Raw genomic sequence first — 25395 nt, 5'->3', positions numbered from 1 at the left:
GATGCCCCGTCAGTTCCCCGCAGCGTCGAGGAACCAGTGGTACCGCAGACGCAGGGCCCTCTCAGTACTCGCGATCGCCGCCGCCAGACCGAGGCTGATGGTCAGCCACAGTGGCAGACGGATAATCGGCTCGACCGGCCCGATCTGCTCGGCGATCGGTGGAATCTGCAGGATCGGTATGGCGATTTGGTGAAGCAGCAGCACCACACCCACCAGCAGCGCAACGATGGAGATCACGCCCACTACTCGACTGAGCACCGGACGGCGGTGCTCGAAGCGGGCGCGGCGGCCCTCCGCAGAGCGGGAATCGGGGACGAGTTGATGCTCGAGTCCCCCGTTGGTGACGTAGTGACAGCGCTTCAGCCCAAAGCTGCTGGCGGCAACCTCGATCGCCCCGCCGTCGACCGGAAAGAACGCGGGCGCCCTTGCGACCGCGTTCTGGTGGCCGTCCCGGTAGAGATGCATCAACACGTACCCGTTTTCGTCGGTCTTCCACTGCCGAACATCCACCGTGTACCGCACTGGACCGCCGGCGGGGCTGGCGAGATCGAGGTGGAACAGGGACCTGCTCAGCAGCTGCCACCACCGGAATGGTCGCAGTGCACTCCCGTCGCCGGGTTGGATGCGCTTCACCGCACGACGACGGCGCCACTGGTCGAACATCTGAGTGATTCCTCAACATTCAGAGACTGACCAACACACTGTGTTAGTCGAACATTTCTCAACACTAGCACGGCGGCTAGTACGCTGTATTGGAGGAATGGAGGGTGGCAATGAACGACAACCCGGTGGTGACCACACGAGAGCGGATCCTTCGGTCTGCCGCCGCCATCATCGCCGAAGAAGGCGTGACCGCACGGCTGAGTGTCCGTGCGGTCGCGGCTCGAGCTGAGGTCAGCACCGGATCACTGCGTCATCACTTTCCGACCCAACAGGGACTGCGGGACGAGGTTCTGCGACGCGTTTATGACTGGCTGCTGCCCGAGAACAACATCCGCGACACCTCCGTCCCCGCCCGGGATCGGCTCGTGGAGTGCCTGCGTCAGGTATTAGCCATGGGCGGCACCGGACCCCAGGCGCGCGAAGCGATGACCCTGCTGGCCAACACCTTCATTTCAGCCGAACAGACCGGACCGACCCGCGAGATCTATCTCGGAATACAGCGCGACGCTCAAAGCCGGATGGAGGAATGGTTGCGCGTACTCGCCGGAGAGACCGCACTGCCCGAGGATGGCATTCCGCGCTGCGCGCGCTTTCTGGGAACCGTGTTGAATGGCCTTTCACTGGAGCGGGCGCTACCCGCTGAGGACTCGTTCGCGCAGACGGAAACCGAGACGTTATACGCGGCGGCCGACGCCGTGCTCACCTCGAAGCTGTATGGCCGGGGACAACGAGCGCCGGGTGCGTGCTGCGATCTCCTCCAGCGCTGACAGATGACCACCGATGCAGCAGTTCCAGATTGTATGCTCATCAGCGTCTGAAAGACTGTCTCGCGTGACTTCCCCTCGCCCCGCTTCCCCCGACATAACCAACGACGACGACGCCTCCCAGCGCTGGCTCTTCGCCTACTTCACGCCTGAGACGGAGGAGGACGGCGAGCAGGTCCGCTTCGCCGTGAACACCGGCCCGGATGCGAAGAACTGGACTCCACTGAATGACGGCGCACCCATTCTGACCAGCGACGTCGGCGAGCACGGCGCCCGAGACCCCTTCATCTTCCGCGACCACACCCGCGACAGGTTCGTTGTCCTCGCCACCGACCTGCGAGTGGCGAGCGACGGCGACTGGGACCGCGCCGAGCACCGCGGCAGCAGGTCAATCCTCGTCTGGGAGTCCGATGACCTCATCACGTGGTCGGGCCCGCAGCTGATCCCGATCGCACGTGAGGACGCAGGCAACGCGTGGGCACCGAAGGCCTTCTGGTCCGAGGAGCGCAACGCCTGGCTGGTGTTCTTCGCATCCTCGCTCCCGGGCACCGGTGAGGAAGGCAGTGACTACCAGCGTATGTTCGTCACCGAGACCGCCGACTTCACCAGCTTCAGCGCCCCCGTGCTGTATCTGGACCTCGGCAAGTCCGTCATCGACGTGACCTTCCTGCACTTGGGTGACTGGTGGTACCGCTTCTCCGCGACTTCCCGGCCGGCCGGCAGCCCCGAGGAGGATGCTTTCGTCTTCATCGAACGCGGCCGCAGCCTGCTCGACCCCGACTTTGAGCCCTGGGTAGTAGCCGCCGGCAAAGGCGACATTCGGCAGGGCGAGGGTCCCGCCGTCGTCCTGCCCTCCGATGGCTCAGCTCCGCTGCTGCTGATCGACGAATTCGGGCTGAGCGGCTATCACCTGTTCGAAGCCGCTGACCCGGAGCTGCGCCAGTGGAAGCACGTGCACGACGCCGTCCTGCCACCGCGTGCGCGACACGGATCGCTCCTGGCGATCACCGCTGAGGAACACGCTCGGTTGTTGGGGCGACCATCCCCCTAGCGGCGCTCGGCCAGCCTCCGCGCCCTGACCATCATCACCGCCGACGGCACCACTTTCCCGGTGAGATAAGTGGACAACCTCGACGGCGACGTCCCGAGTTGCTGAGCGAACTCCGCCCGAGTCATACCGCTGCGCGTCAAGTACGCGGCAAGGTCCTGCGTGACCTCCTGGCGCTCAGCATCCTCGCTGTTCCGCACTGAATGCAGGAGGATGCGCGAAAACAGCGCAGACATGGCCGGGCTTTCCGTCGTAGCCAGTACTTCCTTAAGTTCTGCAGCGACCTTCCCGCGAGGGCTCGCTGTGACGGCTTCCGCGATACGGTGCCAGTCCCGGATGTCGCCGCGTTCGACCGCTGCGAGCAGACCCTCGAACCCCCACTGATCGACGGGCGCGTCAGGTTCGATAGTCAGGTTGCGGAACTTCAGCATCACGTCTCCCCTCGAAGAACCATCTGTTCGGCGAGTGCCTGGCAGGTCTCCACCGTGGCGCCCCAATCCTGCCACCGACTCACCAAACCTTTGTAGGAGCCAAGCTGCTTAGTGGTCCGGGAATCCTTGGGTGAGGGCGCGGATAGTTGGCGAACCACCTGCGATCTCACTGCCGCACCGTCCCGGTTCTGGTCGGCGTAGTACTCGTCCATGCCGTTGAGAACCTCGGCGGCATGCTCAACCCCCATCGTTTCGGCCAGTGCCGCCACGTCCAGATAGTCCCTCGTCTGGTTTCTGCGGGTGATGAGGAACGCTTTGATCCGCAGCGTTTCATCCCGCGTAGGGACCCTGACCGAGGCGCCGGACGCGAGCTGCACCTCTGTCACTTCGAGTGGGCGGAGACGAATCAACTGCCGAAGACCGGTTTCGATGCCCCCGAGCTCACCCAAGATGATCTTTCCGTAGGTGACCCGGTTAGTCGCCCAGCCGTCGTCGGTCTCCAGCGCGTCGAGGAGGACGTCGAAATTCTGGCGTAGCCCGGCGAGCACGTGACCGTGGTCGTAGGAAGCACGGTGTCCGGCGTATATGGCGGCGGCGCTGCCGCCAACAAGCACCGCGTCGGGGACAAGTTGCTGGAGCTTGGCTGCTGACTCGAGGACCTCCTGAAGATCGGGATGCAGGTCGTTACGCACAGGAGACAACGCAAAGGGCGGCTCGCTGTAGTCCTGCTCGCGAGTCGGGCCAGCACCGTTCGGATTGCTAAGTAGGTGGTTCGCTTCGTCGTTAGCCATGCAGTCATCGTATCGGATCTGATAATTGATCGGGTATATCGATGCCGACAGGCAGAGCGTTCTCGATCGGCGCAATGGTACGCTTTCATGTACCACTAGGAAGGGGCTGGCCAATGTCCGCAATCACTGCAACAGACGCTCGACGCAACCTGTTTGGACTCATCCAGCAGGTTAACGAGGACCATGCTCCGGTCGAGGTCGTGTCGAAGCACGGCAACGCCGTCATCATGTCCAAGGATGACTACGACGCAATCACCGAAACTGCCTACCTGTTAAGGCATGCCAAAGGTGCGGAGCGGCTGCTCGCGTCCCTGGACCGCGCCCGGCGCGGCGAGTTCGAGACTCACGAGCTCGACGAAGCGTGACCCGCCAGCTCGCATTCGACCGAAACGGGTGGGAAGACTACACCTACTGGCAAGGCCAGGACAGAAAGACGCTGAAGCGAATCAATCTGCTGATTCAGGAGGTCTTGCGGGACCCGTTCACCGGCACCGGCAAACCCGAGCCACTCAAGCACATCTTGTCGGGCGCCTGGTCCAGACGAATCGACGAGGCGAATCGCCTCGTCTACCTTGTGACCGACACGCACATCGTCGTGTTGCAGGCGCGCGACCACTACTGATCCATAATCGCTGCAAACCGGCCTCCGGGTCACCACGCGAGAGGAACCCACCTTGGCATTCACCGTCCGCGGACGCACCGTCCTGATCACCGGCGCCGGAATGGGCATGGGAAAGCTGTATGCCGAACGCGCCGCCCGCGAGGGGGCGGCTGCCGTCGTGCTCTGGGATATCGACGAAACCGCCCTCCAGTCCGTCGCGGCAGGTCTCACCACAAGCACGACGACGGTTCACACCAATGTGGTCGACGTTGCCTCGGTGGAGTCGATCACCACCGCAGCCCAGTCGGTTCTGAACGACGTCGGCGCTCCGGATGTCCTGATCAACAACGCCGCGATTGTGCGCGGGAAATACTTCTGGGAACACGACCACCACTCCGACATTGATCTCACCCTGCGGATCAATACCGGCGGACCCATGCACGTCACCCGTGCGTTCCTGCCAGCGCTGATGGAACGCGGAACACCCGCGCGGATCCTGAATGTCGCGTCCGCGTCCGGCACACTCTCGGTCCCGCGCATGAGCGTGTACGCGGCGTCGAAATGGGCCGTCATCGGCTGGAGCGATTCCCTGCGCCTCGAACTCGCTTCCACCGGCCACCCCATTGCCGTCACCACCCTCATCCCCAGCTACATCAAGACCGGCATGTTCGAGGGAGCCCGCGGGCCGCTACTGACCCCGCTCATGGAACCGGAGTACGTGGTGGACAAAGCCTGGCGCGCAACGTTGACCGGCAAGGCACGCGTCCAGCTCCCCTGGACCGTCCAGCTCGCCGGAACCCTCCGCAACGTCCTGCCGCAACCGGCCTGGGACTTCGTCGCCGACCGCGTCTTCAAGGTGTACAGCTCGATGGACCACTTCACCGGGCGCTCAGCCCCCGCAGCCAAGGAGCAGACCAGCCGATGAGCGCCGCCGAGCTGCTCGCAGACCACAAACAGTACTTTCACACCGGTGTAACGCGGCCGACCGATTGGCGGCGCGGGCAGCTGACGGCTCTGCTGCGGCTGCTCACCGAACGGGAAGACGCGCTCACCGATGCCCTTGAGAAAGACCTGGGGAAGAGCCGCACGGAGGCCTTCCTCTCCGAAATCGCCGTGGTCCGGGCGGAGACGGATTACGCGCTCAAGCATCTTGACCGCTGGATGGCACCGGCGAGAATCCCCGTGCCGCTTGGCCTGCAACCGGCTCGAGCCTGGACCCAGGCCCGGCCGCTCGGCACTGTGCTCATCATCGGCCCCTGGAACTATCCGCTGCAGCTGGTTCTGGCACCACTGGTCGGTGCTCTCGCTGCCGGCAACACAGCGGTCCTGAAGCCCAGCGAACTGGCATTGGCCACCTCGAGCGTGCTCGCCGAGCTCGTCCCGCAATACCTCGACCCTTCAGCAGTGGCCGTCGTCGAAGGCGGTGTGGACGTCAGCACGGACCTCCTCGCCCAGCCGTTCGACCACATCTTCTACACCGGCGGCGAACGCGTCGGGAAGATCGTGATGAAAGCCGCCGCGGAGCACCTCACCCCGGTGACACTGGAGCTGGGAGGGAAGTCTCCCGCCGTCGTCGTCGGTGGTGATCTCAAGGCCGCAGCCCGGCGGATTGTCTTCGGCAAGTTCATGAACGCCGCCCAGACGTGCGTGGCGCCGGACTACATCCTGACGACGCCGGCTGCCGCCCCCGCGTTGGCAGAGGCACTTTCAGCCGCCGTCCGGGAGTTCTATGGCGCTGATCCGCAGACGTCCGGCGACTATGGGCGGATCATCAATGAACACCATTTCGATCGGCTGGTAGAACTTCTGGGCGACGGCACCGTGGTCGCGGGTGGAAGGCATGAGCGATCCGAGCGGTACGTCGAGCCAACGATCCTGCGCGACGTCGATCCTGGCTCAGAGCTCATGCAGGAGGAGATCTTCGGTCCGCTGCTGCCGATCCTCGAGGTGGAGGACCTCGACGAGGCGATCCGCTTCATCGGCGAGCGGCCTCATCCCCTCGCTGCCTACCTCTTCAGCGACCAGGAGCAACACCTCGAGACTTTCACGCAGCGGGTGCAGGCCGGCGGCATAGCGCACAACGTCTGCACCATCCAGCTCGCAGTGCCCGGGTTGCCGTTCGGTGGTGTGGGCGCAAGCGGCACCGGCAGCTACCACGGCCGCCAGTCCTTCAACACATTCAGCCACCTGCAGCCGGTCTTCTCCAAACCCACCGTGGTCGACACGCTCCGGCTTGCCTACCCGCCCTTCGACGCGCTCAAGCGGAAACTGCTGCGCAGGCTGCTCTGATACCTAGGCTTGTTTGAGATCAGCGGCCTTCTTTGGGCAGCACGATCCACAGAATGATGTAGACCAGCTCGCCGACGCCCACCAGGCCGAAGATGATGAAGCCGAGCCGGACGAGCCACTTGGGCAAGCCGAAACCGGTAGCAATAGCCGCGCAGACTCCAGCCAGGAGCTTGCCGTTACGGGGACGAGTCAGTGTGCCAGCCATGCGGAGGACTCTACGCCGCCGGCGGGTCAGAGGGAACCCCGTTCCTCAGCGCTCAGGGTCGAGGGCGGGCCAGCGGGCGGCTCAGCGGTTGGTGCTCGCAAGGCGAGACCGCAGAATTTGAACACCGGGGCCATCAAGCTCATCCAGGTACGCGGAGCGTCCAGCCATTGTCATGACCAGGGCGAGTGTTGACCCCGACACCAGGGGACCTTCCCCAGAAGAGAAGGGACCGTCGTCGGCCCTTAACTGCAGTCCCTTGGCGAGCGTCCGGCTGTCGACGGTGAAGTTGCGGCTCGCGAAGAAGTCGGCCAGAGGAGTCAGCGCGTCAACCCGGGGTTCCCGAGCGATTCCCAGCGGCTGGCGGATGTCTTGGGCGTGCACCACAACCTCGCCCAGGAAGGCGGCGACGTCAGAAGTGGGCGCAATCCGGCTGTCGACGATGGCGCGGAACCGATCCAGAGTCGCTGCCGGGGTGTCGCCCTGGTGTTCCTCAAGTCGGCGCTGGTTGTGCACGTGAGGGCGGAAGCCCGCACCGAGCATGCTGCGCAACCATCGCCACCGGCCCAGGCTTGCCGCTGCCGTGAGGTGAGCTGTCACCTGCTCCACGGTCCAACGCCCGCACAGCGTGGAGTGGCGCCACTGCTCCGGCGTCAGGCCTTCGAGGTCCTCCGCCAGGGCAGCACGCTCGGCCTGCACCAGTTCCCATAACGAGTTGGTCGATACTTCTGTCATTTGCCTTTGCTTCCAGTGCGACGAGGGGAGGATGCGCCGGCTAATTCAGGAGACGGCTTGCCGCCGCACCATCTCCCCGATCCAGATCGGCGCGTACGGAGACGTGCAACCCGGCGACGTCGGATAATCCTCAAGCACCTTCAGACGCTCACCAATCTCAAGAGCACGGGCACGATACTCAGGGTGCTCAATACCTATCTGCGCCAGGCAGTTGTTCATGGCCCACTGGAGGCGGTCCGGAGCGTCCTTCATCTGCGCCTCGATGAGGTCGAGCAGGCCGCCAAGGTCCAGCCCCTCAGGCTTTTTCACTACACGCTCGGAAGTCAGCGCCCAGCCGGCACTCGCCACCACCGGATCCGGATCATCGAACCAGACAACCCGCAGTGCCTCTGCGTGCGGCGACTTCTTCACAACGTAGTTCACGAGCCAGTCCTGCACCTTCGGCGTGCGCGCCTTCCGCAACATCGCGTCCAACTCATCACGCCCGAACTCCTTCGGACGGCAGATCAGGAGCGCCAGCAGCTTCGCCGCCGTGTCACCGGTCTCCCACAGCTCCTCCGCGAGGTCCTGCTGCGTCTTCAGGCGCTTGGCAACAGCACGCAGCTTGGTGAGGTTCACGCCGTAATCGTCACCGTGCCGTTCGTTCACCGCCCGGATCTTCGGGTCCTCGAGCGTGACCAGTTCTGCCATCACCTCGTCAACCGACACCTGGGGTGCCGCCGTTCCAGCCATCTGAATCTCCTGTCCCATGTCCGGGTTCCAGCATACGAGGGGTAGGCAGAATAGGCTCCGGCCAGCAACTGGATTTCATCCTTTTGATGGTTCATCCCGACCCCCTTGCGTTGAGACGATGAGAATGCGTCCGAAGTGGCGCGCTTTCTCGGGCCCAATACGCGCTGGGAGGCACGCGATACGAACAGGGGGACCCATGACGACCATCCGAACAGCTGGGCGGACTGCAGGAGCTACGGCAATACTGTTGCTTGTGCTGACCGGTTGCAGCGGCGAGCCTACAGGAATCCCTGCGCCGCCGACGTCGGGAAATGTCCTGGATTCCGCCGACGTACTCACCGACCAGCAGGAGCGGGACCTCAACGCGCTCATCGAGAATCGGAACCGCAGCACTGAATCTGCCCGGGTTGCCGTCCTCACTGTCGAGAACGCCGACGGGTCGATTGAGGACTATGCCCGCACGGTAGCCACGGAGTGGGGCGTAGGCGACGACGGCGCGAACAACGGTGTCCTCGTGGTCGCCGACACCGCCGAGCGGGAACTGCGCATCGAGACCGCCGACGGCGTCCGGGAGCAGTTCTCTGACGACGAGGCCGCGGACGTCATCGAAGACGTGCTCGAACCTGCGTTTGGAGATGAGGAGTACGCCGAGGGCCTCAGCGACGCCGTCGACCAGATCTACCTCTATGCCGACGGGCAGGAGCCGCCCGAAGATCCCTTTGCATGGGTGCTGCCCGTCGCAATCATCGGCGGTTTCCTTGCGATCGTGGGAATCATCGTCGCCTTCGTCGTACGCGACTCCCGCCGCCGCCGTCGTATCACTGACGAAGAGATCCGCGCTGCTGAGGAGAATGACCCGGACTTCCGCCTCACCGAAGAGCAGCGCGATGCCTACCGGAAGTACCGCTACAGCCACCGCAAGGACGACGCCGTCACTAACCCTGCTCTCTGGCTGCCCCTTTACATCGCCAATCCCGCACTGTATTCGGGCGGCGTCAGTGGGGACACATCGAGCGGTTCGTCCTTCAACAGCGGCGGCGGATTCACCGGCGGCGGGGCATCCGGGAGCTATTAGCGCGTCCGGGAGCTACTAGACGGCTGCAGAAGGAAGCCGCTGGCCGCTCTGCTACGCCAGCAGGCGTCCGAGAATGCTTACGCCCTCCGGGAAAGCACTCGGGTTGGGCCCGGCGTAATTCAGCCGGATGAAAGGACCCGCCGGTTCCGCAGGAAACCATTCATTTCCGGGAGCGATGACGACGCCGTTGGACTCACAGTCGCGCGCCAACTGTTCGACGTCGGTACCGTCCGACAGCCGCGCCCAGAGGTTCAGCCCACCCTTGGGCACGTGGTCGATATGCGCGTGAGGTGCATGCTGGCGCACGCTGGTGAGCAGCAGGTCGCGGCGGGATTGGAGCTGGTGCCGGAGCCCGCGGAGATGGGTCTGCCAGGCCGGTTGAGTGACGACGTCCAGCGCCGCAGCCTGGAGAAGGCCACTGACATACATCGATTCGGCACCCTGGTCCGCGAGAATCCGCTCCCGCGCGGGACCCCGTGCGATCACGGCAGCCACCCGGATGGACGGTGAAACGCTCTTGGTCAGCGAGCGCAGATAAACGACGTGACCGGAGTCGTCCTGCGCCGCGACGGGAGCCGGACTGGTGTTGATCCCGAAGTCGTGGGCCCAGTCATCCTCAACAAGGAACGCGCCATGCGTGCGGACGATCTCCAGCACCTGTTCGCGGCATTCGGCGTCCCACTGTGCACCGGTGGGGTTGGCGTAATTGGGCTGGGCGTAGAACAGGCGCGCACCTGTTTCCTCGAAGGCCCGCGCCAGTGCTTCGGTATCCGGGCCGCCGGCGCCGGTGGGGACCGGGATGATGGTGGCGCCTGCCTGTGTCGCAGCCAGAATGGCGCCCCAATAGGTGGGCGATTCCATCAGAACGGGCTGCCCGCTGCCGGCCAACGCGCGGAAGATGGCGCTCAATCCGCTCTGGCTGCCGGGCAACACCACGACGTCGCTGGGCGTCGGTGGAGTGATACTCGCCGGCGTCGCGGCCCGCAGCTCCTGGGCGAACCACGATCGCAGTTCAGGAAGCCCTGCGGCCGACGGGCGCGACAGCGCTGCGTCGCTGCGCGCTGCCCGCGCCAGCGCCGCCCGAACCGCTCGGACCGGCAACAGCTCCGAGTCCGGGTAGCCGGAGTGGAAGGCGATAACGTCACCCGGGATGTCACGCAAGGTGGTCGGCAAGCCGTGCCGCGGCGCTTTGGGCGACCGCAGCGCGGCTGTCTGCCACCCATAATCGGCCGGTCGGGCGGTTCGGACTGACCGCACAAAGGTTCCCGATCCGGGACGGCTCTCCACCAACCCGCGGGCAGTGAGAATGTGCAGCGCTTTCTGCACCGTTACCGGGCTGACGCGGTGTTCGGCGACGAGCGCCCGCGTGGAGGGCAGGCGAGAGCCCGGAGCAGCACCGGAAATCCAGTCACTCAATGCAGCAGCGATTCGGGAACTGCTATCGTTGTTCATGTACAGCAATAGTAGCGCTACTCTTCTCCCCGCCGCACCGCTACCCCACCGCACAGCCGGAATCTGGTGGGGGCTTCTCGGCGTCGCAGCGTTCTCCTTCACGGTCCCGTTCACCAAGGTGGCGGTCGACGGGATGTCGCCACTGTTCATCGGCTCCGGCCGTGCGGTGCTGGCCGCGCTACTCGCCGCCCTCGCGCTGGGTCTCACCCGCCAACGGCTCCCCCGCGGAATCCAGTGGGCACGGCTTGCGATCATCGCAGGCGGCGTAGTGGTGGGCTTCCCCGTCCTGACCTCCTACGCCCTCACCGCCGTGCCGGCGAGCCATGCCGCCGTCGTCACCGCTCTACTGCCAGCGGCGACAGCGACGGCGGCTGTCCTCCGCGGGCACGAACGCCCGCCGCTAATTTTCTGGATCATGAGCGGCGTCGGTGCGGCGGTCACGGTTGCTTTCGCCGCCTTCACGTCCGGCGGACTAGGTAGCTTCAGCTGGCCGGACCTTCTCCTGCTTGGTGCTGTGGGGGCCGGTGCTGTCGGATACGCCGAAGGCGGCCTGCTGGCCCGCGAGATGGGATCCTGGCAGGTAATCTCCTGGGCGCTCGTTGTGGCCGCTCCCCTCATGGTTCTGCTGACTGCTATCGCCGTGGTCGAACAGCCTCCCGCGGCGTCAGCGGTGCAGTGGGCAGCTTTCGGCTATCTCGGGGTGGTCAGTATGTTCCTCGGCTTCTTCGCCTGGTACCGTGGCCTGGCGATCGGGCCGATGACCCGGGTAAGCCAGATCCAACTCGTTCAGCCCGTCCTGACTATCGCCTGGGCCGCGATCCTGCTCGGGGAGCACCTGACGTGGCCGACCGTTGTCGGAGGTCTCGCCGTCGTTCTCTGTGCGGGGGTTGCAGTCCGGACGCGCGCCGCCACTCGGGAGAAGACCGCCAAAGCTGCCTGAAGAGGAACCGAAAGTCCCTGTTCCGAAAGACCGCGAAGTGCTTCACTGGACAGTACGACGACGGCCCTTGCCGCCTCCCGCTGCCCCCGGAGGTCCCTGAATGAACAAGATCATCCTCATGATGTCGGTTTCCCTGGATGGATACTTCGAGGGTCTCGACCGGGACATCAGCTGGCACCGGGTGGACGAGGAGCTTCACAGCTACTTCAACGAGCAGTGCCGCAAAATGGCGGGATTCTTCGACGGACGCATCACCCATGAGTTGATGGCGGAGTACTGGCCCACGGCTGACCAGAATCCGGATGCCTCCGAGCCGGAGGTGGAGTTTGCCGGAATCTGGCGGGATGCACCCAAGTATGTGTTCTCGCGGACCCTCTCTGAGGCGGGCGGGAACACAACGGTGATCTCCGACGTCGTGCCTGAACAAATTGCCGAACTGAAGTCGCAGGTTGGCGGCGACATCGCCTTGGGCGGCGCCAACCTCGCCGCCAGCTTTCTGCGGCTCGGCCTGGTCGATGAGTACCAGATCTGCGTCCATCCGGTAGTGCTGGGGGAAGGCCGGCCGCTCTTCGAGGACCCCCGCGTCCAGCTGAATCTCAAGCTTGAGGAGACCAGGACGTTCGGTAACGGTGTGGTGCTGCTTCGCTATACGAACGACCGTTAGCGTCCTTTCTGCTCCGCCGGATCCCGGCCCCGGGCTGGTCTCCTTCGCGCACTCCTGACAGACTTCCTCGCATGACTTCCTCCCGTCCCTTCGCCCAGGTTGATGTGTTCTCTCCGATTCCGTACCTGGGCAACCCTGTCGCCGTCGTACTGGATGGGGAGGGGCTCGACGACGACGCGATGCAGCGCGTGGCGCGGTGGACCAATCTGTCCGAGACGACGTTTCTGCTGCCGCCCACTCAGCCCGGTGCGGACTACCGGGTGCGGATCTTTACCCCGGGCGGCGAGCTGCCGTTCGCCGGACACCCGACCCTCGGCTCAGCCCACGCCTGGCTCGAAGGCGGAGGTACTCCACAGCGCGATGGCCGGGTTGTGCAGGAGTGCACCGCAGGGCTGATCAACGTCCGGCGCGGCGACGGCATCCTGTCATTCGCTGCTCCCCCAGTCCAGCGAACCGGCGACCTAGAGGATGAATACCTGGCGCAGATCGTCGCCGCGTTCGGCATTCGTGAGGACCAGGTCCTCTCGCATCAGTGGGTGGACAACGGACCGGGCTGGTCGGTCATCCGGCTGTCCTCCGCGCAGGAGGTTCTTGACCTTGAGCCTGACCTCTCGCAGATCCCGACGGCGATGATCGGTGCAATCGGCGCCTATCCCGAAGGCTCCGAGCACGCCTACGAGATGCGAACCTTCGCACCCGGCGTCGGCATCGTCGAGGACCCGGTCTGCGGAAGCATGAACGCTTCAGTGGGCCAGTGGCTGACCGGCTCCGGTGCGATGCCGGGCACCTATCGGGTGTCGCAGGGTTCCCGGTTGGGCAGGGCAGGAGACATCACCATCACCGCTGACGACGACGGCACAGTCTGGGTGGGCGGCGCAACGACAACGTGCTTCCGGGGCACCGCCGAGATCTGATCTTTGTCGGCGCCGGCTGTGGCTGAGCTACTGGTTGACCGTACTCACGACGGCGGTGGCTTCCATTTCGATGGCTGCGCTGTGATTGAGCGCGCTCACCCCTGCGACGGCTCGCGCCGGGCGGTGGGGGCCGATCCACTCACCATAGATTTCGTCGAACTCTTTCCAGTCCGCCATGTCCGTCAGGTACACCCTCACCTGAACGAGGTCGGTCCGACTGAGTCCCGCAGATGCCAGGCAGGCGTCGAGGTTGCTCAGCGTCTGTTTGGCTTGAACCGCGAAGCTTTCGGAGGTGACCGGCTTGCCTTCGCTGTTCACCGGCAGCTGTCCGGAGATATAGGCCGTGCCGTGGGCAATGGCGACGTGGCTGTACTTCCCGCGGGGAGGCTTCAGCCCGTCGGCGTTGATCTGTTTGATGGTTTCGTTCGATTGCATGACGTTCACCTTACGGAGTTGGAGGCGGTGACGAGCCGAATCTGTATTCTCCGGTCCGGCCACCCACAACTCATCGCGCAAGGGAACCTGCGAGCGCAGCTGCACCGGCGAGCGCCAGTACTCCCCGAACAGTGTTCGCGCGGGTCCAGGGACCGGCGAATGCTCGCCAGACGTCCGGGTTGATTGGATCGGACACTCGGGCAAGCCTGTTGTTGAGCGGGACGTTGACGGCAATCGTCACACCGAAACTGGCGAGGACCAGCACCGCTCCTGCCACTCGCACCAGACCCTGGGCGTCGGTTGTCCCGGCGGTCAGCCCTGCAACTACGGAGGCAACGGCACCGCCGAAGAAGATCCCCATGAACGGCGGACGGACTGCAAGGACGTTGATGCGTTGCATGGCGCCGACGGCCTCCGATCCTGCACGGCGGTCGAGCACCGGCATCACCATGGCGGAGAACGCAACATACACTCCGCCAGTTGCCCCGGCACACACTGCCGCTGTAGTGGTGGCTACGGTTTCGAAGAAGTCAGGGGTAGTCATGCACCTAAGCATGGGCCTAGTTACCCGGACTTCCCATAGCTGGTGAGAGAGAATTCATATGTGATCGTCTAATATCAGAGCCATGGATCCCCTGACGCACTTCCTCGACGGTCCGCACGCCCGGCGCGCCTTCGCGCTCCGGGTAGAGATGAGCCCGCCCTGGTCCCTTGGTGTGCGGGATGAAGCGCCGTTGACGGTGATGGCTGTACTGAGCGGACTGGCGTGGCTCGAAGCTGACGGGAATTCGTTCGCTCTCGGTGTGGGCGATATTGCGCTCGTTCGCGGGCCGAAGCCCTACGTGGTGACGGACGAGCCTGGACGGGAGCCGAACGTGGTCATTTTCCCTGGCCAAGAATGTAGAACTATCAAAGGTGAACCGGTCGAACTGAGCATGACCCGCGGCATAAGGACGTGGGGAAATACTGTATCCGGGCAGACCACCATGCTGATCGGCGCCTACGAATCCGACGCCGAGATTGGATCAGCGGTGACGGCCGCCTTGCCACGCACCGCCGTCGTTCCTGCCGGCACGGTGAATGCAGCACTGGTGCAGTTTCTGGCTGCTGAGGTGGCGACGGATGCGCCGGGGCAGGGCAGCGTGATCGATCGGATGCTGGACGTGCTGCTGGTGCAATGCGTGCGCGCATGGACCGCTGCGCATCCTGAGCGGGCTACAGGGTGGCTGGCGGCCAGTGCCGACACCGTCGTCGGGCAGGCGCTTGAACTGCTGCATGAACTGCCCGCCGAGCCGTGGACGCTGGACGCGCTGGCCGGCCGGTTGAACGTCTCGAGGGCTACCCTCGCCGCCCGCTTTCGTACAGTTGTCGGTGAGCCGCCCATGACGTACCTGACCAACTGGCGCATGCTGCTGGCCAGCGAATTGCTCGCAGACCCGCACCGCACCACCGCACGAATTGCGGGCGAGATCGGTTACGGCAGTCCGTTCGCGCTGAGTACTGCGTTCAAGCGTCGGTTCGGGGTGAGCCCGACCGAGTACCGGCGTCGTAAATACGCTGCGCCGGCGTAAGCGACACAGTCCTTGGCCCGCCCGCCTAGTCTTATCCGTAGACGCAAGCAGGTCGAGATTTGGAACGAGAGGTACCGATGAACCAGTACGCGGCAGATACCATCCGGAAGCAGATCCTGGCGATCCTGGAGGCGTGGGGCATGACGGCGGAGCGGGCGGAGATCACCGCGGAGGTGATGGTCGATACCGATCTGATCGGCACCGACTCGCATGGAATTTCGATGCTGCCGATGTATCAGCGGCTGATCGACGCGGGCAAACTCGACACCGGCGCCGAGTCGGTCATCGAGCGTGAGGGTCCTTCGACCGCCGTCGTCGATGGCGGTCACAATCTGGGACACTCGACCATGGTGACGGCGATGAAGCTCGCCAGCGCAAAGGCACGGGAAACCGGCGTCGGGGTGGTGACAGTCCGGCGGTCCCACCACTTCGGTGCGGCGGGTTACTACGCCCGTATCGCCGTCGACTCCGGCCAGATTGGGCTGGTTACGTCGACGACTCCCACCAAGACCGTAGTTCCCACTCGCGGCTCACGGCCTGTGCTCGGAACCAACCCGCTGGCGTTCGCCGCGCCCAGCTCCAATCCGGCGGAGCCCTTTCTGCTCGACATGTCCACCAGCACCGTCGCGATGAACAAGGTGAAGGTGTATGACTACCTCGACAAGCCCCTGCCCGCGGGCTGGGTGCTCGACGGCGCCGGCGAACCGGTCACCGATTCCCACGCCGGTTACAGTCAGCTGCGGGACCAGCAGGAGGGCGGATTAAGCCCGCTGGGCGGCACGGAATCGCTCTCCAGCCACAAGGGCTACGGGCTCGCGGTAATGGTCCAGATTCTGGCCGGAGCGCTGGCCGGAGCCACCTTCGCGCCGCTGCGGGAACCGTCGGATCCGAATGACATCGGGCACTTCTGTCTGGCGATTGATCCCGGGTTCTTCGGTGAGCCGGAGCAGTTCGCGGCATCCGTTTCGCAGATCGTCGATCTGCTTCGTGCCGAGCCGCCGGCGTCACCGGACCGCCCGGTGCTGGTCCCCGGGGATATCGAGCGGACGGTCCGGGCGGAACGGCTCGAGTCGGGTATCCCGCTCAGTGACGGGCTGGTTGGGCACATCCGCGAGATCTGCGCGCAGAACGAGGCACCGTTCCACCTCTGAGGAACGCCGGATAAAGGGAAATCCTCAATACCGCGGGAACAACGCGCGATATTGAGGATTTCGACCGAAACGCTTTGTTAGACGACCCCGAGCGCCAGCATCGCGTTGGCGACCTGCACGAAACCGGCGATATTGGCACCGGCCACGTAGTTGCCCGGCAGTCCGTACTCGTCAGCTGTGGTGGCGCAGCGCTCATGGATGTTGGCCATGATGTCCTCGAGCCGACGCTCGGTGTGCTCGAAGGACCACGCGTCGCGGCTGGCATTCTGCTGCATCTCGAGCGCGGAGGTTGCAACACCGCCGGCGTTGGCCGCCTTGCCCGGGCCGAAGAGGATCTTCGCGTCCTGGAACAGCTCAATCGCCTCGGGGGTGCTCGGCATGTTGGCGCCCTCGGCCACGGCGATCAGGCCACGCGAAAGCAATCGCTTGGCGGCGACGTCGTCCAGTTCGTTCTGGGTGGCGCAGGGCAGCGCGACACTGGCTTCCACGTCCCAGATCGAACCGCCTTCGACGAACACCGCTCCGGAACCGCGCTGCTCAGCGTAATCACTGACGCGGCCGCGCTGGTTTTCCTTGATGTCGCGCAGCAGCTCGACGTCGATACCCTGCTCCTCGATGACGTAACCGGAGGAGTCGGAACAGGTGATGACGTTCGCGCCGAAGGACTGGGCCTTGGCGATTGCGTGCAGGGCTACGTTGCCTGAACCGGAGACGACAACACGCTGCCCCTCGAATCCGAGGTTGCGCGTAGCGAGCATCTCCTTGGCGAACAACACCGCACCGAATCCGGTTGCCTCCGGGCGAACCAGCGAGCCCCCCCAACCGGTGCCTTTGCCGGTCAGGACGCCGGACTCGTAGCGGTTGGTGATCCGCTTGTACTGGCCGAACATGTAGCCGATCTCGCGGGTGCCCACGCCGATGTCGCCTGCAGGTACGTCGGTGTACTCACCGATGTGCCGGTAGAGCTCGGTCATGAATGACTGGCAGAAACGCATGACCTCGCCGTCGCTGCGGCCGCGGGGGTCAAAATCGGATCCGCCCTTGCCGCCGCCGATCGGCATGCCTGTCAGCGCGTTCTTGAAGATCTGCTCGAAGCCGAGGAACTTGACGATTCCGAGATACACCGAGGGGTGGAAGCGGAGCCCGCCCTTGTAGGGGCCCAGTGCGGAGTTGAACTCGACGCGGAAGCCGCGGTTGATTCGGACCTTGCCCTCGTCGTCGACCCACGGCACGCGGAAAATGATCTGCCGCTCGGGCTCGCAGATCCGCTCGAGGATCGATGCCTGTACAAACTCAGGGTGCTTCTTCAGCACCGGGCCGAGGGAATCGAAAACCTCGTCCGCGGCCTGGTGAAACTCAGTCTCGCCCGGGTTCCGGCGCACAACGTCGTTGCGGATTGCTTCTATTGTCGAGTCCATTCGACTCTCCTATCGCTGCAGAGGTACCGGGCAAGGATAGCGCCGCAGGAAAGCGCCCTCCGAATGTTTCCTCCATGTGAACGGTCAACATAGTCAGCTTGCATTCCGCTTCCCGACTGCTGTTGACCATCGTTCGTGATCCATGCCATAGTTTGTAATCGATTCCATGGAAACGATTACATGGGTGTCTGGAAAATCAGGAGAAGCACAGATGCGATCAGTGACGATCAGGAACGTCGCCGACCTGGCAGGCGTATCCGTCGCCACCGCGTCCCGCGTACTCTCGGGTCATCCTTCCACTTCCGAAGTGGCCCGCAGCGCTGTCAACAATGCCGCCACTGCACTCGGCTTCCGTCCCAATGCGCAGGCGCGCTCACTCCGTAAGACCAGCACCCAAACAATCGGCCTGGTCCTGCCCGACGTACGCAATCCCTTCTTCGCAGACCTTGCCCACGCCGTTGAACAACGCGCCCGCGACTTCAAGTACCTCACGCTCTTCGGCAACGCCAACGAGGACGCCGAACAGCAGGACCGTTACTTCGACATCATGCTGACCCAGCGCGTCGACGGCCTCATCGCCGCACCCCAGGGGAATCTTGCCGATCTGCAAGCCGTCCTGGACAGCGGCGTGCCCACCGTATTCGTGGACCGTGTCATCTCCGACACCACGGTTCCCAGCGTGACCCCCGACAACGTCACCGGCGTCCAGGAAGCCGTCCGCCACCTGACCAATCTGGGACATCGCCGCATCGGTTACATCGCCGGCCCGCAGTCCACCTCCACAGGCAGGGAACGCCTCGCCGCCTTCCAGTCCGCGCTCGCGGACACAAATGCCGACGACGACGCCGACCTCATCTTCTTCGGTGACTTCCAGGCCGCCAGTGGTGCCGCCGGCGCCCACCACCTGCTGGAACTCCCCCACCCGCCGACTGCGCTGCTCGCAGCGGACAGCCTGATGAGCATCGGGGCCATCGGTGTCTGCAACGAACGCGGTTTGGCCATCGGTTCGGACCTCGCTTTCGTCGCCTACGACGATATTGAGGCCTTCAGCCTGATCAATCCGGCGCTCACCGTGATCGCCCACGACGTCAACGCCATGGGCCGCCTCGCTGTTGACCTCCTCACCCAGGTCATCGCAGGTGAAACCCCCGAATCGGTGATCCTACCCAGCCGCCTCATTGTCCGCGGATCCACCCCATCCCTTCCAGGAGGCCGAACACCGTGATCGATAGCACCATGAACGGTATTGCAGGGACCGACAATCCCATCCTGACGTTGGACAACGTCACCAAATCCTTCGGGCCCGTGGCGGTCATCAAAGGTGTGACCGTCAACGTCTACCCCGGCAAGGTGCAGGTGCTCCTGGGAGAGAACGGCGCCGGAAAATCCACGCTCATCAAAATGATGGCGGGCGTCTACCAACCCGATGGCGGACGCATCCTCGTGGACGGTAAGGAAGCACGCCTGCCGGACACCAACGCCTCCGAAGCACTCGGCATCGCCACCATCCACCAGGAACTGAACCTCGTGGGTTCAATGACCGTTGCCGAGAACATCTGCATGGGCCGGTTCCCGCGCCGCTTCGGTCTTGTGGACCGACGGAAGATGCGCGAAGTCGCGAAGAAAGCCCTGGGCATGATCGGCCTCGACATCGATGTGGACCACAAGGTCGGTGAGCTCGGAATCGCCCGCCAGCAGCTGGTGGAGATCGCCAAGGCACTCAGCCTCAATGCGCGCATGCTGATCCTCGACGAGCCGACGGCGGCACTCACCAAGCGCGAGATTTCCGCCCTGTTCTCAGTGGTCCAGGACCTCCGCGAGCGCGGTGTGGGCATGGTCTTCATCTCCCACCACCTGGACGAGATCGCCGCCATCGGCGACTCGGTTTCGGTGCTGCGCGACGGCGAATTCGTCGCCGAGGTTCCTGCAGACACCCACGAGGACGAGCTCGTCCGACTCATGGTCGGCCGCTCCATCGAGCAGCAGTTCCCACGCCGCCGCGAGTACGACGGTCCGGCGGACACGCTCCTTGAAGTGGAAGGACTATCCACCAAGGGCATGATTAACAACGTCTCATTCTCGGTGAAGGCCGGCGAGATCGTCGGACTGGCCGGCCTGGTGGGCGCGGGCCGCACCGAAGTCATCCGCGCAATTGCCGGCGTCGATCCCTACGCCAGCGGCTCGGTCCGCGTCCGCGGCAGGCAGCTGCCCAAGTCCAGCGTCGGCGCGGCCATCCGTGCCGGCGTCGGGCATGTTCCGGAAGACCGGAAGGCGCACGGGCTGGTCCTTGGCGCACCGGTCAACGAGAACATCGGCTACGCGACGCTCTCGACGACGGCAAAGACTGGACTCGTGGACCGCACCGGCCAGCGCAAACGGGCAGAGGACGTGGCCGACAAGCTGCGCATTCGCATGCACAACCTCGACCAGGTGGTCGGTTCGCTGTCCGGCGGCAACCAGCAGAAGACGGTGTTCGCGCGGTGGATCGTCGCGAACTCGTCGGTGCTGCTGCTGGATGAGCCGACCCGCGGCGTAGATGTCGGCGCAAAGGTCGAAATCTACGAACTGATGAATGCGATTACGGCTGCCGGGGGCGCTGTCGTCATGGTGTCGAGTGAATTGCCCGAAGTGCTCGGCATGAGCGACCGGGTGCTCGTGATGAGCGGTGGACATATTTCCGGAGAATTGAGCGCCGACAATGCCACGCAGGACGCCGTGATGACGCTGGCGGTGCGCGATGTACAGCGCGATCTTGAAGACAAGCTGATGGAGGACGGTCATGAATAAGGTTGCAACCGCGGCGGCGCCGAAGAAGGCGCGCGGCGGCTCACAGATAGGCAGGTTCCTTGCCGACAACGGAGCGCTGGTGGGCCTGTTTGTCCTCGGCCTGGCGCTGTTCATCGCAACGCCGGACTTCCTCACCGGTCCCAACCTGCTGAACATCGGCATCCAGGCGTCCGTGATCGCGGTGCTCGCCTTCGGTCTGACCTTCGTGATCGTGGCCGCGGGAATCGACCTCTCCGTGGGATCCGTTGCAGCGCTCTCCGCGATGGGGTCGGCGTGGATCTTCTCCCAGGGGTCGATGCCCGGCTGGATCGCGCTGATCGGCGGCCTTGCCATCGGTGCCCTCAGCGGCGCCGTCAGCGGTTTCGCCGTCGCGTACGGCAGGCTCCCCTCCTTTATCGCAACACTCGCGATGCTCAGCATTGCCCGCGGACTCACTCTGGTCATCTCCGAAGGACGGCCCATCGGCACCGCACCCGAGGTTTCCTTCCTCGGCGGTGATCTCGGTGTCATCCCCATGCCGATCATCGTCCTCGTTGTCGCCGGCCTGGTCGCGGCCTTCATCCTCAACTTCACCGTGATGGGCCGCTACATGTACGCCGTCGGCGGTAACAAGGAAGCAGCGCGGCTCTCCGGTGTTCCCGTCCGCAAGGTCCTCGTGACCGTGTTCGCGCTCTCCGGCCTCTTCGCCGGTCTCGCCGGGCTCCTGCTGTCCGGCCGTCTTGACTCAGCGCAGCCGCAGGCAGCGGTTGGCTACGAGCTCGACGCAATTGCCGCCGTCGTCATCGGTGGCGCTTCACTCGCCGGCGGTATCGGCCGCATCAGCGGCACGCTGGTCGGTGCGCTGGTGCTCGTGGTGATCCGCAACGGCCTCAACCTGCTCAATGTCTCCTCCTTCTGGCAGCAGGTGGTCATCGGCCTGGTGATAGCGGTGGCCGTCGGAATCGACTCCCTGCGGCGCAAGAACCAGCCCCACTAGATCTACAACTCAATACGTCCGCTGATCCGTTCGATCAATACAGTAAGGAAACAACAATGAAGTTCTCCGCACCCCGTAAGGCAGCAGTACTCACCATGTCGCTGGCGCTCGCGTTCTCCGCGACCGCTTGCAACCGCGGCGGCGAAGAAGGTGCCGAGGGATCGGCGTCCGCCACCCTCGCGCTGTCCACCCTGAACAACCCGTTCTTCGTCGAGCTGCGTGACGGAGCCGAAGCCGCCGCGGAAGAAGCCGGCATCGAGCTTGAAGTAGTCGACGCGCAGAACGACTCCGCCACGCAGACCAACCAGCTCGCCACCGCGGCGACCAGCGGAACTGACGGCGTCATCATCAACCCGGTCGACTCCGACGCTGCCGCAGCCGCTGTTGCCCCGCTGATCGACGGTGACATCCCGGTCGTCGCCGTGGACCGCGCCGTCAACGGTGCAGAGGTCGGCTCGCTCGTCTCCAGCGACAACGTTGCCGGCGGCCAACAGGCAGCCGACGAGCTGGCCAAGGCCATGGGCGAAGAGGGCAAGGTAATCGTCCTCCAGGGCGTCGCCGGAACCTCCGCCAGCCGTGACCGCGGTGCCGGCTTCGAAGAGGGCATCGCCGCATACCCGAATATCGAGGTCGTGGCCATGCAGACCGCCAACTTCGACCGCGCCGAAGCCCTCAACGTTGCCACCAACCTCCTGCAGGCCAACCCCGACGTCACCGGCATCTTCGCCGAGAACGACGAAATGGCACTTGGCGCGATCCAGGCTCTCGGCGACCGCGCAGGTTCCGAAGTCGCGGTTGTCGGCTTCGACGGCACCGAAGACGGCCTCACAGCCATCGAGGAAGGCACCATGACCGCCACCATCGCACAGCAGCCCGCCGAGCTCGGCAAGCGCTCCGTCGAGGTTCTCGAGCAGCTCCTCGCCGGCGAAACCGTTGAAGAGACCATCCCCGTTCCGGTCACCACCGTGAACTCCGAGAATGTTGGTGAATTCACCGAATGAGCACACAGCCGCCGGGCGTCGTCGTCGTAGGGTCCATTAACGCTGACCTCGTAGTAACACTGGAACGCCATCCCCAGCCGGGCGAGACCCTGCTGGGCCGGACCATGAAGGTGATGCCCGGCGGCAAGGGCGCTAACCAGGCCGTAGCTGCGGCGAAGCTCGGTGCGCCCACCACGATGATCGGTGCAGTGGGGCAGGACGCCTACACCGATGTCGCGCTCTCCGGCCTGCGGTCCGCCGGCGTCAACACAGGCGGCGTGAGGCGTGTCGGGACGACGACCGGCGTCGCCATCGTGGAGGTCGACGACGCCGGTGAGAACACCATCGTCGTCATCCCCGGCGCGAACGGCGAAGTGACGCCGGCGCTGGTTGCCTCCGCTGCGGATCGAATCGCCGACGCCGGTGTACTGGTTCTGCAGGGCGAAATTCCTGCCGCTTCGGTTGCGGCAGCAGTTGCGATTACGCTTTCTGCTCGGCACACTCGAGTGCTGATTAACCTCGCGCCGGTGATTGAACTGGACCGGGAGACGCTGCTGCGTGCTGATCCGCTGGTGGTCAACGAGCACGAGGGAGCGCTGGTGCTGGAGCAGCTGACTGGCGCTTCCGCGCCGTTGGACTCAGCCGCGTCCGATCATGCTGAGACTGCCCGTGCGCTGCTTGAGTGCGGCTTCTCCTCCGTGGTGATGACGCTGGGTGGCGCCGGCGCGCTGCTCGCTGACTCCTCCGGAGTGCTCGAGGCTCCTGCGCCGTCGGTGGCCGTCGTCGATACGACCGGAGCGGGTGACGCGTTCGTGGGTGCACTGGCTGCCCGACTGGTTGCTGGAGATGCGTTGCCCGAGGCCGTTACCGTCGCCGTGCGAGTCGGTGCGTTCGCGGTCGGCGCCGAGGGTGCGCAGCCGTCCTACCCATCGTTGACCGATGCCCTCCCCGAGGCTGCATCCCCGCAAGGAGCCCAGGCTTGAAAAAGAACGGGATACTGAACGGCCCCATCAACGCCCGGCTTAGCACGCTGGGGCACGGACATCTGGTGTTGATCACGGACTGCGGCATGCCGCTTCCAAACTCTGCCGCTGTCGTCGACCTCGCGCTCGTGAAAGGCACACCGGCGTTCTCCGAGGTGCTTCGCGCGGTGTTGGCCGACATAGAGGTTGAGGGATCGATCATCGCCACGGAAGCATCCGGTACCGTCGTCGAGAACGCCGTACGCGGCGAGGGTCTCTCCCCCGAGTTTGTGAGCCATGAGGAGTTGAAGGCCATGCTCGATGAAGCGCGGCTCATCATCCGGACGGGCGAGGCAACGTCGTTCGCGAACGTCGCGCTGCGCTGCGGGGTGACGTTCTAGCGACTCAGCCGACGCATCCTGCTAGATTTCACTCATCCGTTCCATCCGTCACCTGTTGCAGAGGACTGTGATGACCAATCTGGATGTGCACCCGCAGGAGATGTTGTGCGGGGAGAACCCCGCTCCCGTTACTGCTGAGCTACTGGCCCCTCGGGATGTGCCGCTGGGTGGACCTCGGGCGATGACTGTACGCCGGACCCTTCCCCAACGCCAGCGCAGCCTGATCGGATCATGGTGTTTTCTCGACCACTACGGGCCGGACCCAGTGTCCGACTCGGGCGGCATGAGGGTAGCGCGGCACCCGCACACCGGCCTGGCCACCGTGAGCCTTCTCTTCACCGGCGGAATCAGCCATCTCGATTCCTCCGGCGCCGACACGCTGGTGCGCCCGGGAGCGGTCAACCTTATGATCGCTGGGCGCGGAATCTCGCATCAGGAATTCTCCACCCCCGACACCTCACTCCTCCACGGCGTGCAGCTCTGGTACGCCCTGCCCGATGCAACCCGCAACATGCCGCCCACCTTCGAGCACTACGAACCCGAGCCCATCACCGGAAACGGAACAGTGCTCCGCGTGTTCGTCGGCTCCCTGGCGGGTTCCACCTCGCCGGTCGAAACGTACACGCCGCCGCTGCTGGCAGCCGAGGTCAATTTGGAGTCCGGTGCCCAACTGGAGCTGCAACTGGATCCCGCCTTCGAGCACGGCGTCTTGCTGGATACCGGCGATCTGACCCTCAACGGGTCACCGGTAGCCGTGAATCATCTGGCCTACCTGCCGATTGGCCAAAGGACCCTCCGGATGGAGGCCGGCGAGGATCCGGTGCGGCTCATCCTGATCGGCGGTGAACCGCTGGGCGAGCGGATCGTGATGTGGTGGAACTTCGTCGGGCGCTCCCACGAAGAGGTTGTCGCGTACCGCGCTGCGTGGCAGGCCGAAATCGGCATGGAGCCAGCCAGCGCTCCTGCCAACGGCACGTATGACGACGGCGCCCCCTACCCGCGCTTCGGCCCCTACCCTGCGGAGCAGCCGGCCCCGCTGCCCGCACCGACGATGCCGGCAGTTCAGTTGCGCCCGCGCGGCTGAGGCGACATGCCGGCGTCGCACTAACTTCTGCCCGGGAGGTTCAGTCGACGAACTCCGATTGGATCTCAATGAAGTCCCAGTCCTGCGAGGACAAGGTTGATCCGCTCAGGTCCGGCCCGCCCGCTTCCCGCACGGCCTTCGCGGCGTCCGGGTCAATGTCGGTAGCCCTCGAATTCTCCCGGAACCATTCCTTGTGGGTGGTGTCCAGCAAGACCCACCACTGCTCGATGCGAAGCTCTGCCACGATGCACCCCTGACGAATCGGTATGGGCTTCCACCGTAGGCGCGCTGACCCGGCAGGCAACATACCTAGCGCTACTATGCTTGCT

The 25395-nt window shown here is 64.6% G+C and carries 30 protein-coding genes; 19 read left to right on the top strand and 11 right to left on the bottom strand.

All coding sequences use genetic code 11. From position 1 onward, the window contains the following. Positions 1-9: 9 nt before the first annotated feature. Entirely contained in the window at positions 10-663 is a 654-nt protein-coding gene (locus tag Q0877_RS05245; protein WP_299166278.1) for a hypothetical protein, read from the bottom strand. A 110-nt stretch (positions 664-773) separates the two neighbouring features. Here Q0877_RS05245 and Q0877_RS05240 point away from each other — a divergent pair, with 110 nt between their 5' ends. Next, on the top strand, positions 774-1430 hold the full coding sequence (locus Q0877_RS05240; RefSeq protein ID WP_299166277.1) for a TetR/AcrR family transcriptional regulator: 657 nt from the start codon (positions 774-776) through the stop codon (positions 1428-1430). Between the two features lie 64 nt (positions 1431-1494). Continuing rightward, positions 1495-2478: a glycoside hydrolase family 43 protein gene (locus Q0877_RS05235; protein WP_299166276.1), complete on the top strand. Its 984-nt coding sequence runs from the start codon at positions 1495-1497 to the stop codon at positions 2476-2478. On the opposite strand, the gene Q0877_RS05230 is transcribed toward Q0877_RS05235, so the two are convergent. Both Q0877_RS05230 and Q0877_RS05225 read right to left on the bottom strand, forming a co-directional pair. After that, positions 2475-2906: a helix-turn-helix transcriptional regulator gene (locus Q0877_RS05230; protein ID WP_299166275.1), complete on the bottom strand. Its 432-nt coding sequence runs from the start codon at positions 2904-2906 to the stop codon at positions 2475-2477. The genes Q0877_RS05235 and Q0877_RS05230 overlap by 4 nt on opposite strands. Next, entirely contained in the window at positions 2906-3697 is a 792-nt protein-coding gene (locus tag Q0877_RS05225; RefSeq protein WP_299166274.1) for a hypothetical protein, read from the bottom strand. Before Q0877_RS05225 ends, Q0877_RS05230 begins: the two co-directional genes overlap by 1 nt. A 113-nt stretch (positions 3698-3810) precedes the next feature. Here Q0877_RS05225 and Q0877_RS05220 point away from each other — a divergent pair, with 113 nt between their 5' ends. The 4 genes from Q0877_RS05220 to Q0877_RS05205 are packed head-to-tail and all read left to right on the top strand — an operon-like array spanning position 3811 to position 6587. Beyond that, complete coding sequence (locus tag Q0877_RS05220; RefSeq protein ID WP_299166272.1) at positions 3811-4062, top strand: type II toxin-antitoxin system Phd/YefM family antitoxin; 252 nt, start codon at positions 3811-3813, stop codon at positions 4060-4062. Further along, complete coding sequence (locus Q0877_RS05215; protein WP_299166271.1) at positions 4059-4319, top strand: Txe/YoeB family addiction module toxin; 261 nt, start codon at positions 4059-4061, stop codon at positions 4317-4319. Before Q0877_RS05220 ends, Q0877_RS05215 begins: the two co-directional genes overlap by 4 nt. A 52-nt stretch (positions 4320-4371) precedes the next feature. Next, positions 4372-5223, top strand: coding sequence for an SDR family NAD(P)-dependent oxidoreductase (locus Q0877_RS05210; RefSeq protein ID WP_299166270.1), 852 nt, complete (start codon positions 4372-4374; stop codon positions 5221-5223). Beyond that, positions 5220-6587: an aldehyde dehydrogenase family protein gene (locus tag Q0877_RS05205; protein ID WP_299166269.1), complete on the top strand. Its 1368-nt coding sequence runs from the start codon at positions 5220-5222 to the stop codon at positions 6585-6587. Before Q0877_RS05210 ends, Q0877_RS05205 begins: the two co-directional genes overlap by 4 nt. Positions 6588-6606: 19 nt before the next feature. Here Q0877_RS05205 and Q0877_RS05200 read toward each other — a convergent pair whose 3' ends face one another. The 3 genes from Q0877_RS05200 to Q0877_RS05190 form a co-directional block, all read right to left on the bottom strand. Continuing rightward, positions 6607-6792, bottom strand: a complete 186-nt coding sequence (locus Q0877_RS05200) for a PspC domain-containing protein (protein WP_299166267.1) — start codon at positions 6790-6792, stop codon at positions 6607-6609. Positions 6793-6873: 81 nt separating this feature from the next. Beyond that, on the bottom strand, positions 6874-7524 hold the full coding sequence (locus tag Q0877_RS05195) for a maleylpyruvate isomerase family mycothiol-dependent enzyme (RefSeq protein ID WP_299166266.1): 651 nt from the start codon (positions 7522-7524) through the stop codon (positions 6874-6876). A gap of 45 nt (positions 7525-7569) precedes the next feature. Further along, positions 7570-8256 carry a DNA alkylation repair protein gene (locus Q0877_RS05190; protein WP_299166438.1) on the bottom strand — a complete coding sequence of 229 codons (687 nt, stop codon included), beginning with the start codon at positions 8254-8256 and terminating at the stop codon, positions 7570-7572. 196 nt (positions 8257-8452) lie between these two features. Here Q0877_RS05190 and Q0877_RS05185 point away from each other — a divergent pair, with 196 nt between their 5' ends. Continuing rightward, positions 8453-9331 (top strand): YgcG family protein, encoded by an 879-nt coding sequence (locus Q0877_RS05185; RefSeq protein ID WP_299166264.1) that lies wholly within the window; start codon positions 8453-8455, stop codon positions 9329-9331. Between the two features lie 51 nt (positions 9332-9382). Here Q0877_RS05185 and Q0877_RS05180 read toward each other — a convergent pair whose 3' ends face one another. Next, positions 9383-10783: a PLP-dependent aminotransferase family protein gene (locus Q0877_RS05180; protein WP_299166262.1), complete on the bottom strand. Its 1401-nt coding sequence runs from the start codon at positions 10781-10783 to the stop codon at positions 9383-9385. Here Q0877_RS05180 and Q0877_RS05175 point away from each other — a divergent pair. The 3 genes from Q0877_RS05175 (at position 10782) to Q0877_RS05165 (ending at position 13301) form a co-directional block, all read left to right on the top strand. Further along, positions 10782-11723 carry a DMT family transporter gene (locus Q0877_RS05175; RefSeq protein WP_299166260.1) on the top strand — a complete coding sequence of 314 codons (942 nt, stop codon included), beginning with the start codon at positions 10782-10784 and terminating at the stop codon, positions 11721-11723. The genes Q0877_RS05180 and Q0877_RS05175 overlap by 2 nt on opposite strands. A 100-nt stretch (positions 11724-11823) precedes the next feature. Beyond that, on the top strand, positions 11824-12387 hold the full coding sequence (locus tag Q0877_RS05170) for a dihydrofolate reductase family protein (RefSeq protein ID WP_299166259.1): 564 nt from the start codon (positions 11824-11826) through the stop codon (positions 12385-12387). 71 nt (positions 12388-12458) lie between these two features. Next, complete coding sequence (locus tag Q0877_RS05165) at positions 12459-13301, top strand: PhzF family phenazine biosynthesis protein (RefSeq protein ID WP_299166258.1); 843 nt, start codon at positions 12459-12461, stop codon at positions 13299-13301. A gap of 27 nt (positions 13302-13328) precedes the next feature. Here Q0877_RS05165 and Q0877_RS05160 read toward each other — a convergent pair whose 3' ends face one another. Beyond that, entirely contained in the window at positions 13329-13736 is a 408-nt protein-coding gene (locus tag Q0877_RS05160) for a RidA family protein (RefSeq protein WP_299166257.1), read from the bottom strand. 70 nt (positions 13737-13806) lie between these two features. Then, on the bottom strand, positions 13807-14280 hold the full coding sequence (locus Q0877_RS05155) for a DUF1772 domain-containing protein (protein WP_299166256.1): 474 nt from the start codon (positions 14278-14280) through the stop codon (positions 13807-13809). Positions 14281-14362: 82 nt separating this feature from the next. Between Q0877_RS05155 and Q0877_RS05150 the strand changes: the two genes are divergently transcribed. Together Q0877_RS05150 and Q0877_RS05145 are read left to right on the top strand one after the other, a co-directional pair. Beyond that, positions 14363-15307: an AraC family transcriptional regulator gene (locus Q0877_RS05150; RefSeq protein ID WP_299166255.1), complete on the top strand. Its 945-nt coding sequence runs from the start codon at positions 14363-14365 to the stop codon at positions 15305-15307. Positions 15308-15384: 77 nt separating this feature from the next. Beyond that, positions 15385-16458 (top strand): Ldh family oxidoreductase, encoded by a 1074-nt coding sequence (locus tag Q0877_RS05145; protein WP_299166254.1) that lies wholly within the window; start codon positions 15385-15387, stop codon positions 16456-16458. 77 nt (positions 16459-16535) lie between these two features. On the opposite strand, the gene gdhA is transcribed toward Q0877_RS05145, so the two are convergent. After that, positions 16536-17876 (bottom strand): NADP-specific glutamate dehydrogenase, encoded by a 1341-nt coding sequence (gene gdhA / locus Q0877_RS05140; protein WP_299166253.1) that lies wholly within the window; start codon positions 17874-17876, stop codon positions 16536-16538. A 211-nt stretch (positions 17877-18087) separates the two neighbouring features. Between gdhA and Q0877_RS05135 the strand changes: the two genes are divergently transcribed. From Q0877_RS05135 to Q0877_RS05105, 7 genes are all read left to right on the top strand, one after another. Next, positions 18088-19101 (top strand): LacI family DNA-binding transcriptional regulator, encoded by a 1014-nt coding sequence (locus Q0877_RS05135; protein ID WP_299166251.1) that lies wholly within the window; start codon positions 18088-18090, stop codon positions 19099-19101. Further along, positions 19098-20663, top strand: a complete 1566-nt coding sequence (locus Q0877_RS05130) for a sugar ABC transporter ATP-binding protein (protein WP_367182128.1) — start codon at positions 19098-19100, stop codon at positions 20661-20663. Before Q0877_RS05135 ends, Q0877_RS05130 begins: the two co-directional genes overlap by 4 nt. Further along, a complete protein-coding gene (locus Q0877_RS05125; protein ID WP_299166250.1) occupies positions 20656-21639 on the top strand; it encodes an ABC transporter permease in 984 nt (327 codons plus the stop codon). The genes Q0877_RS05130 and Q0877_RS05125 overlap by 8 nt, the downstream gene beginning before the upstream one ends. A 56-nt stretch (positions 21640-21695) precedes the next feature. After that, positions 21696-22640 (top strand): substrate-binding domain-containing protein, encoded by a 945-nt coding sequence (locus tag Q0877_RS05120; RefSeq protein WP_299166248.1) that lies wholly within the window; start codon positions 21696-21698, stop codon positions 22638-22640. Then, positions 22637-23602, top strand: a complete 966-nt coding sequence (locus Q0877_RS05115; protein ID WP_299166246.1) for a ribokinase — start codon at positions 22637-22639, stop codon at positions 23600-23602. The genes Q0877_RS05120 and Q0877_RS05115 overlap by 4 nt, the downstream gene beginning before the upstream one ends. Next, a complete protein-coding gene (gene rbsD, locus Q0877_RS05110) occupies positions 23599-23982 on the top strand; it encodes a D-ribose pyranase (RefSeq protein ID WP_299166245.1) in 384 nt (127 codons plus the stop codon). Before Q0877_RS05115 ends, rbsD begins: the two co-directional genes overlap by 4 nt. A 70-nt stretch (positions 23983-24052) precedes the next feature. Then, positions 24053-25066, top strand: a complete 1014-nt coding sequence (locus Q0877_RS05105) for a pirin family protein (RefSeq protein WP_299166244.1) — start codon at positions 24053-24055, stop codon at positions 25064-25066. Positions 25067-25106: 40 nt separating this feature from the next. Here the strand turns inward: Q0877_RS05105 and Q0877_RS05100 are convergent, their stop codons facing one another. Further along, positions 25107-25310: a hypothetical protein gene (locus Q0877_RS05100; protein ID WP_299166243.1), complete on the bottom strand. Its 204-nt coding sequence runs from the start codon at positions 25308-25310 to the stop codon at positions 25107-25109. Between the last annotated feature and the right edge of the window lie 85 nt (positions 25311-25395).

It is taken from the genome of uncultured Arthrobacter sp. (assembly GCF_947495145.1).
Lineage (GTDB): Bacteria > Actinomycetota > Actinomycetes > Actinomycetales > Micrococcaceae > Arthrobacter_D.
Note: the sequence above shows the minus strand (reverse complement) of the source record. Positions and strands in the feature narration are given on the sequence as shown.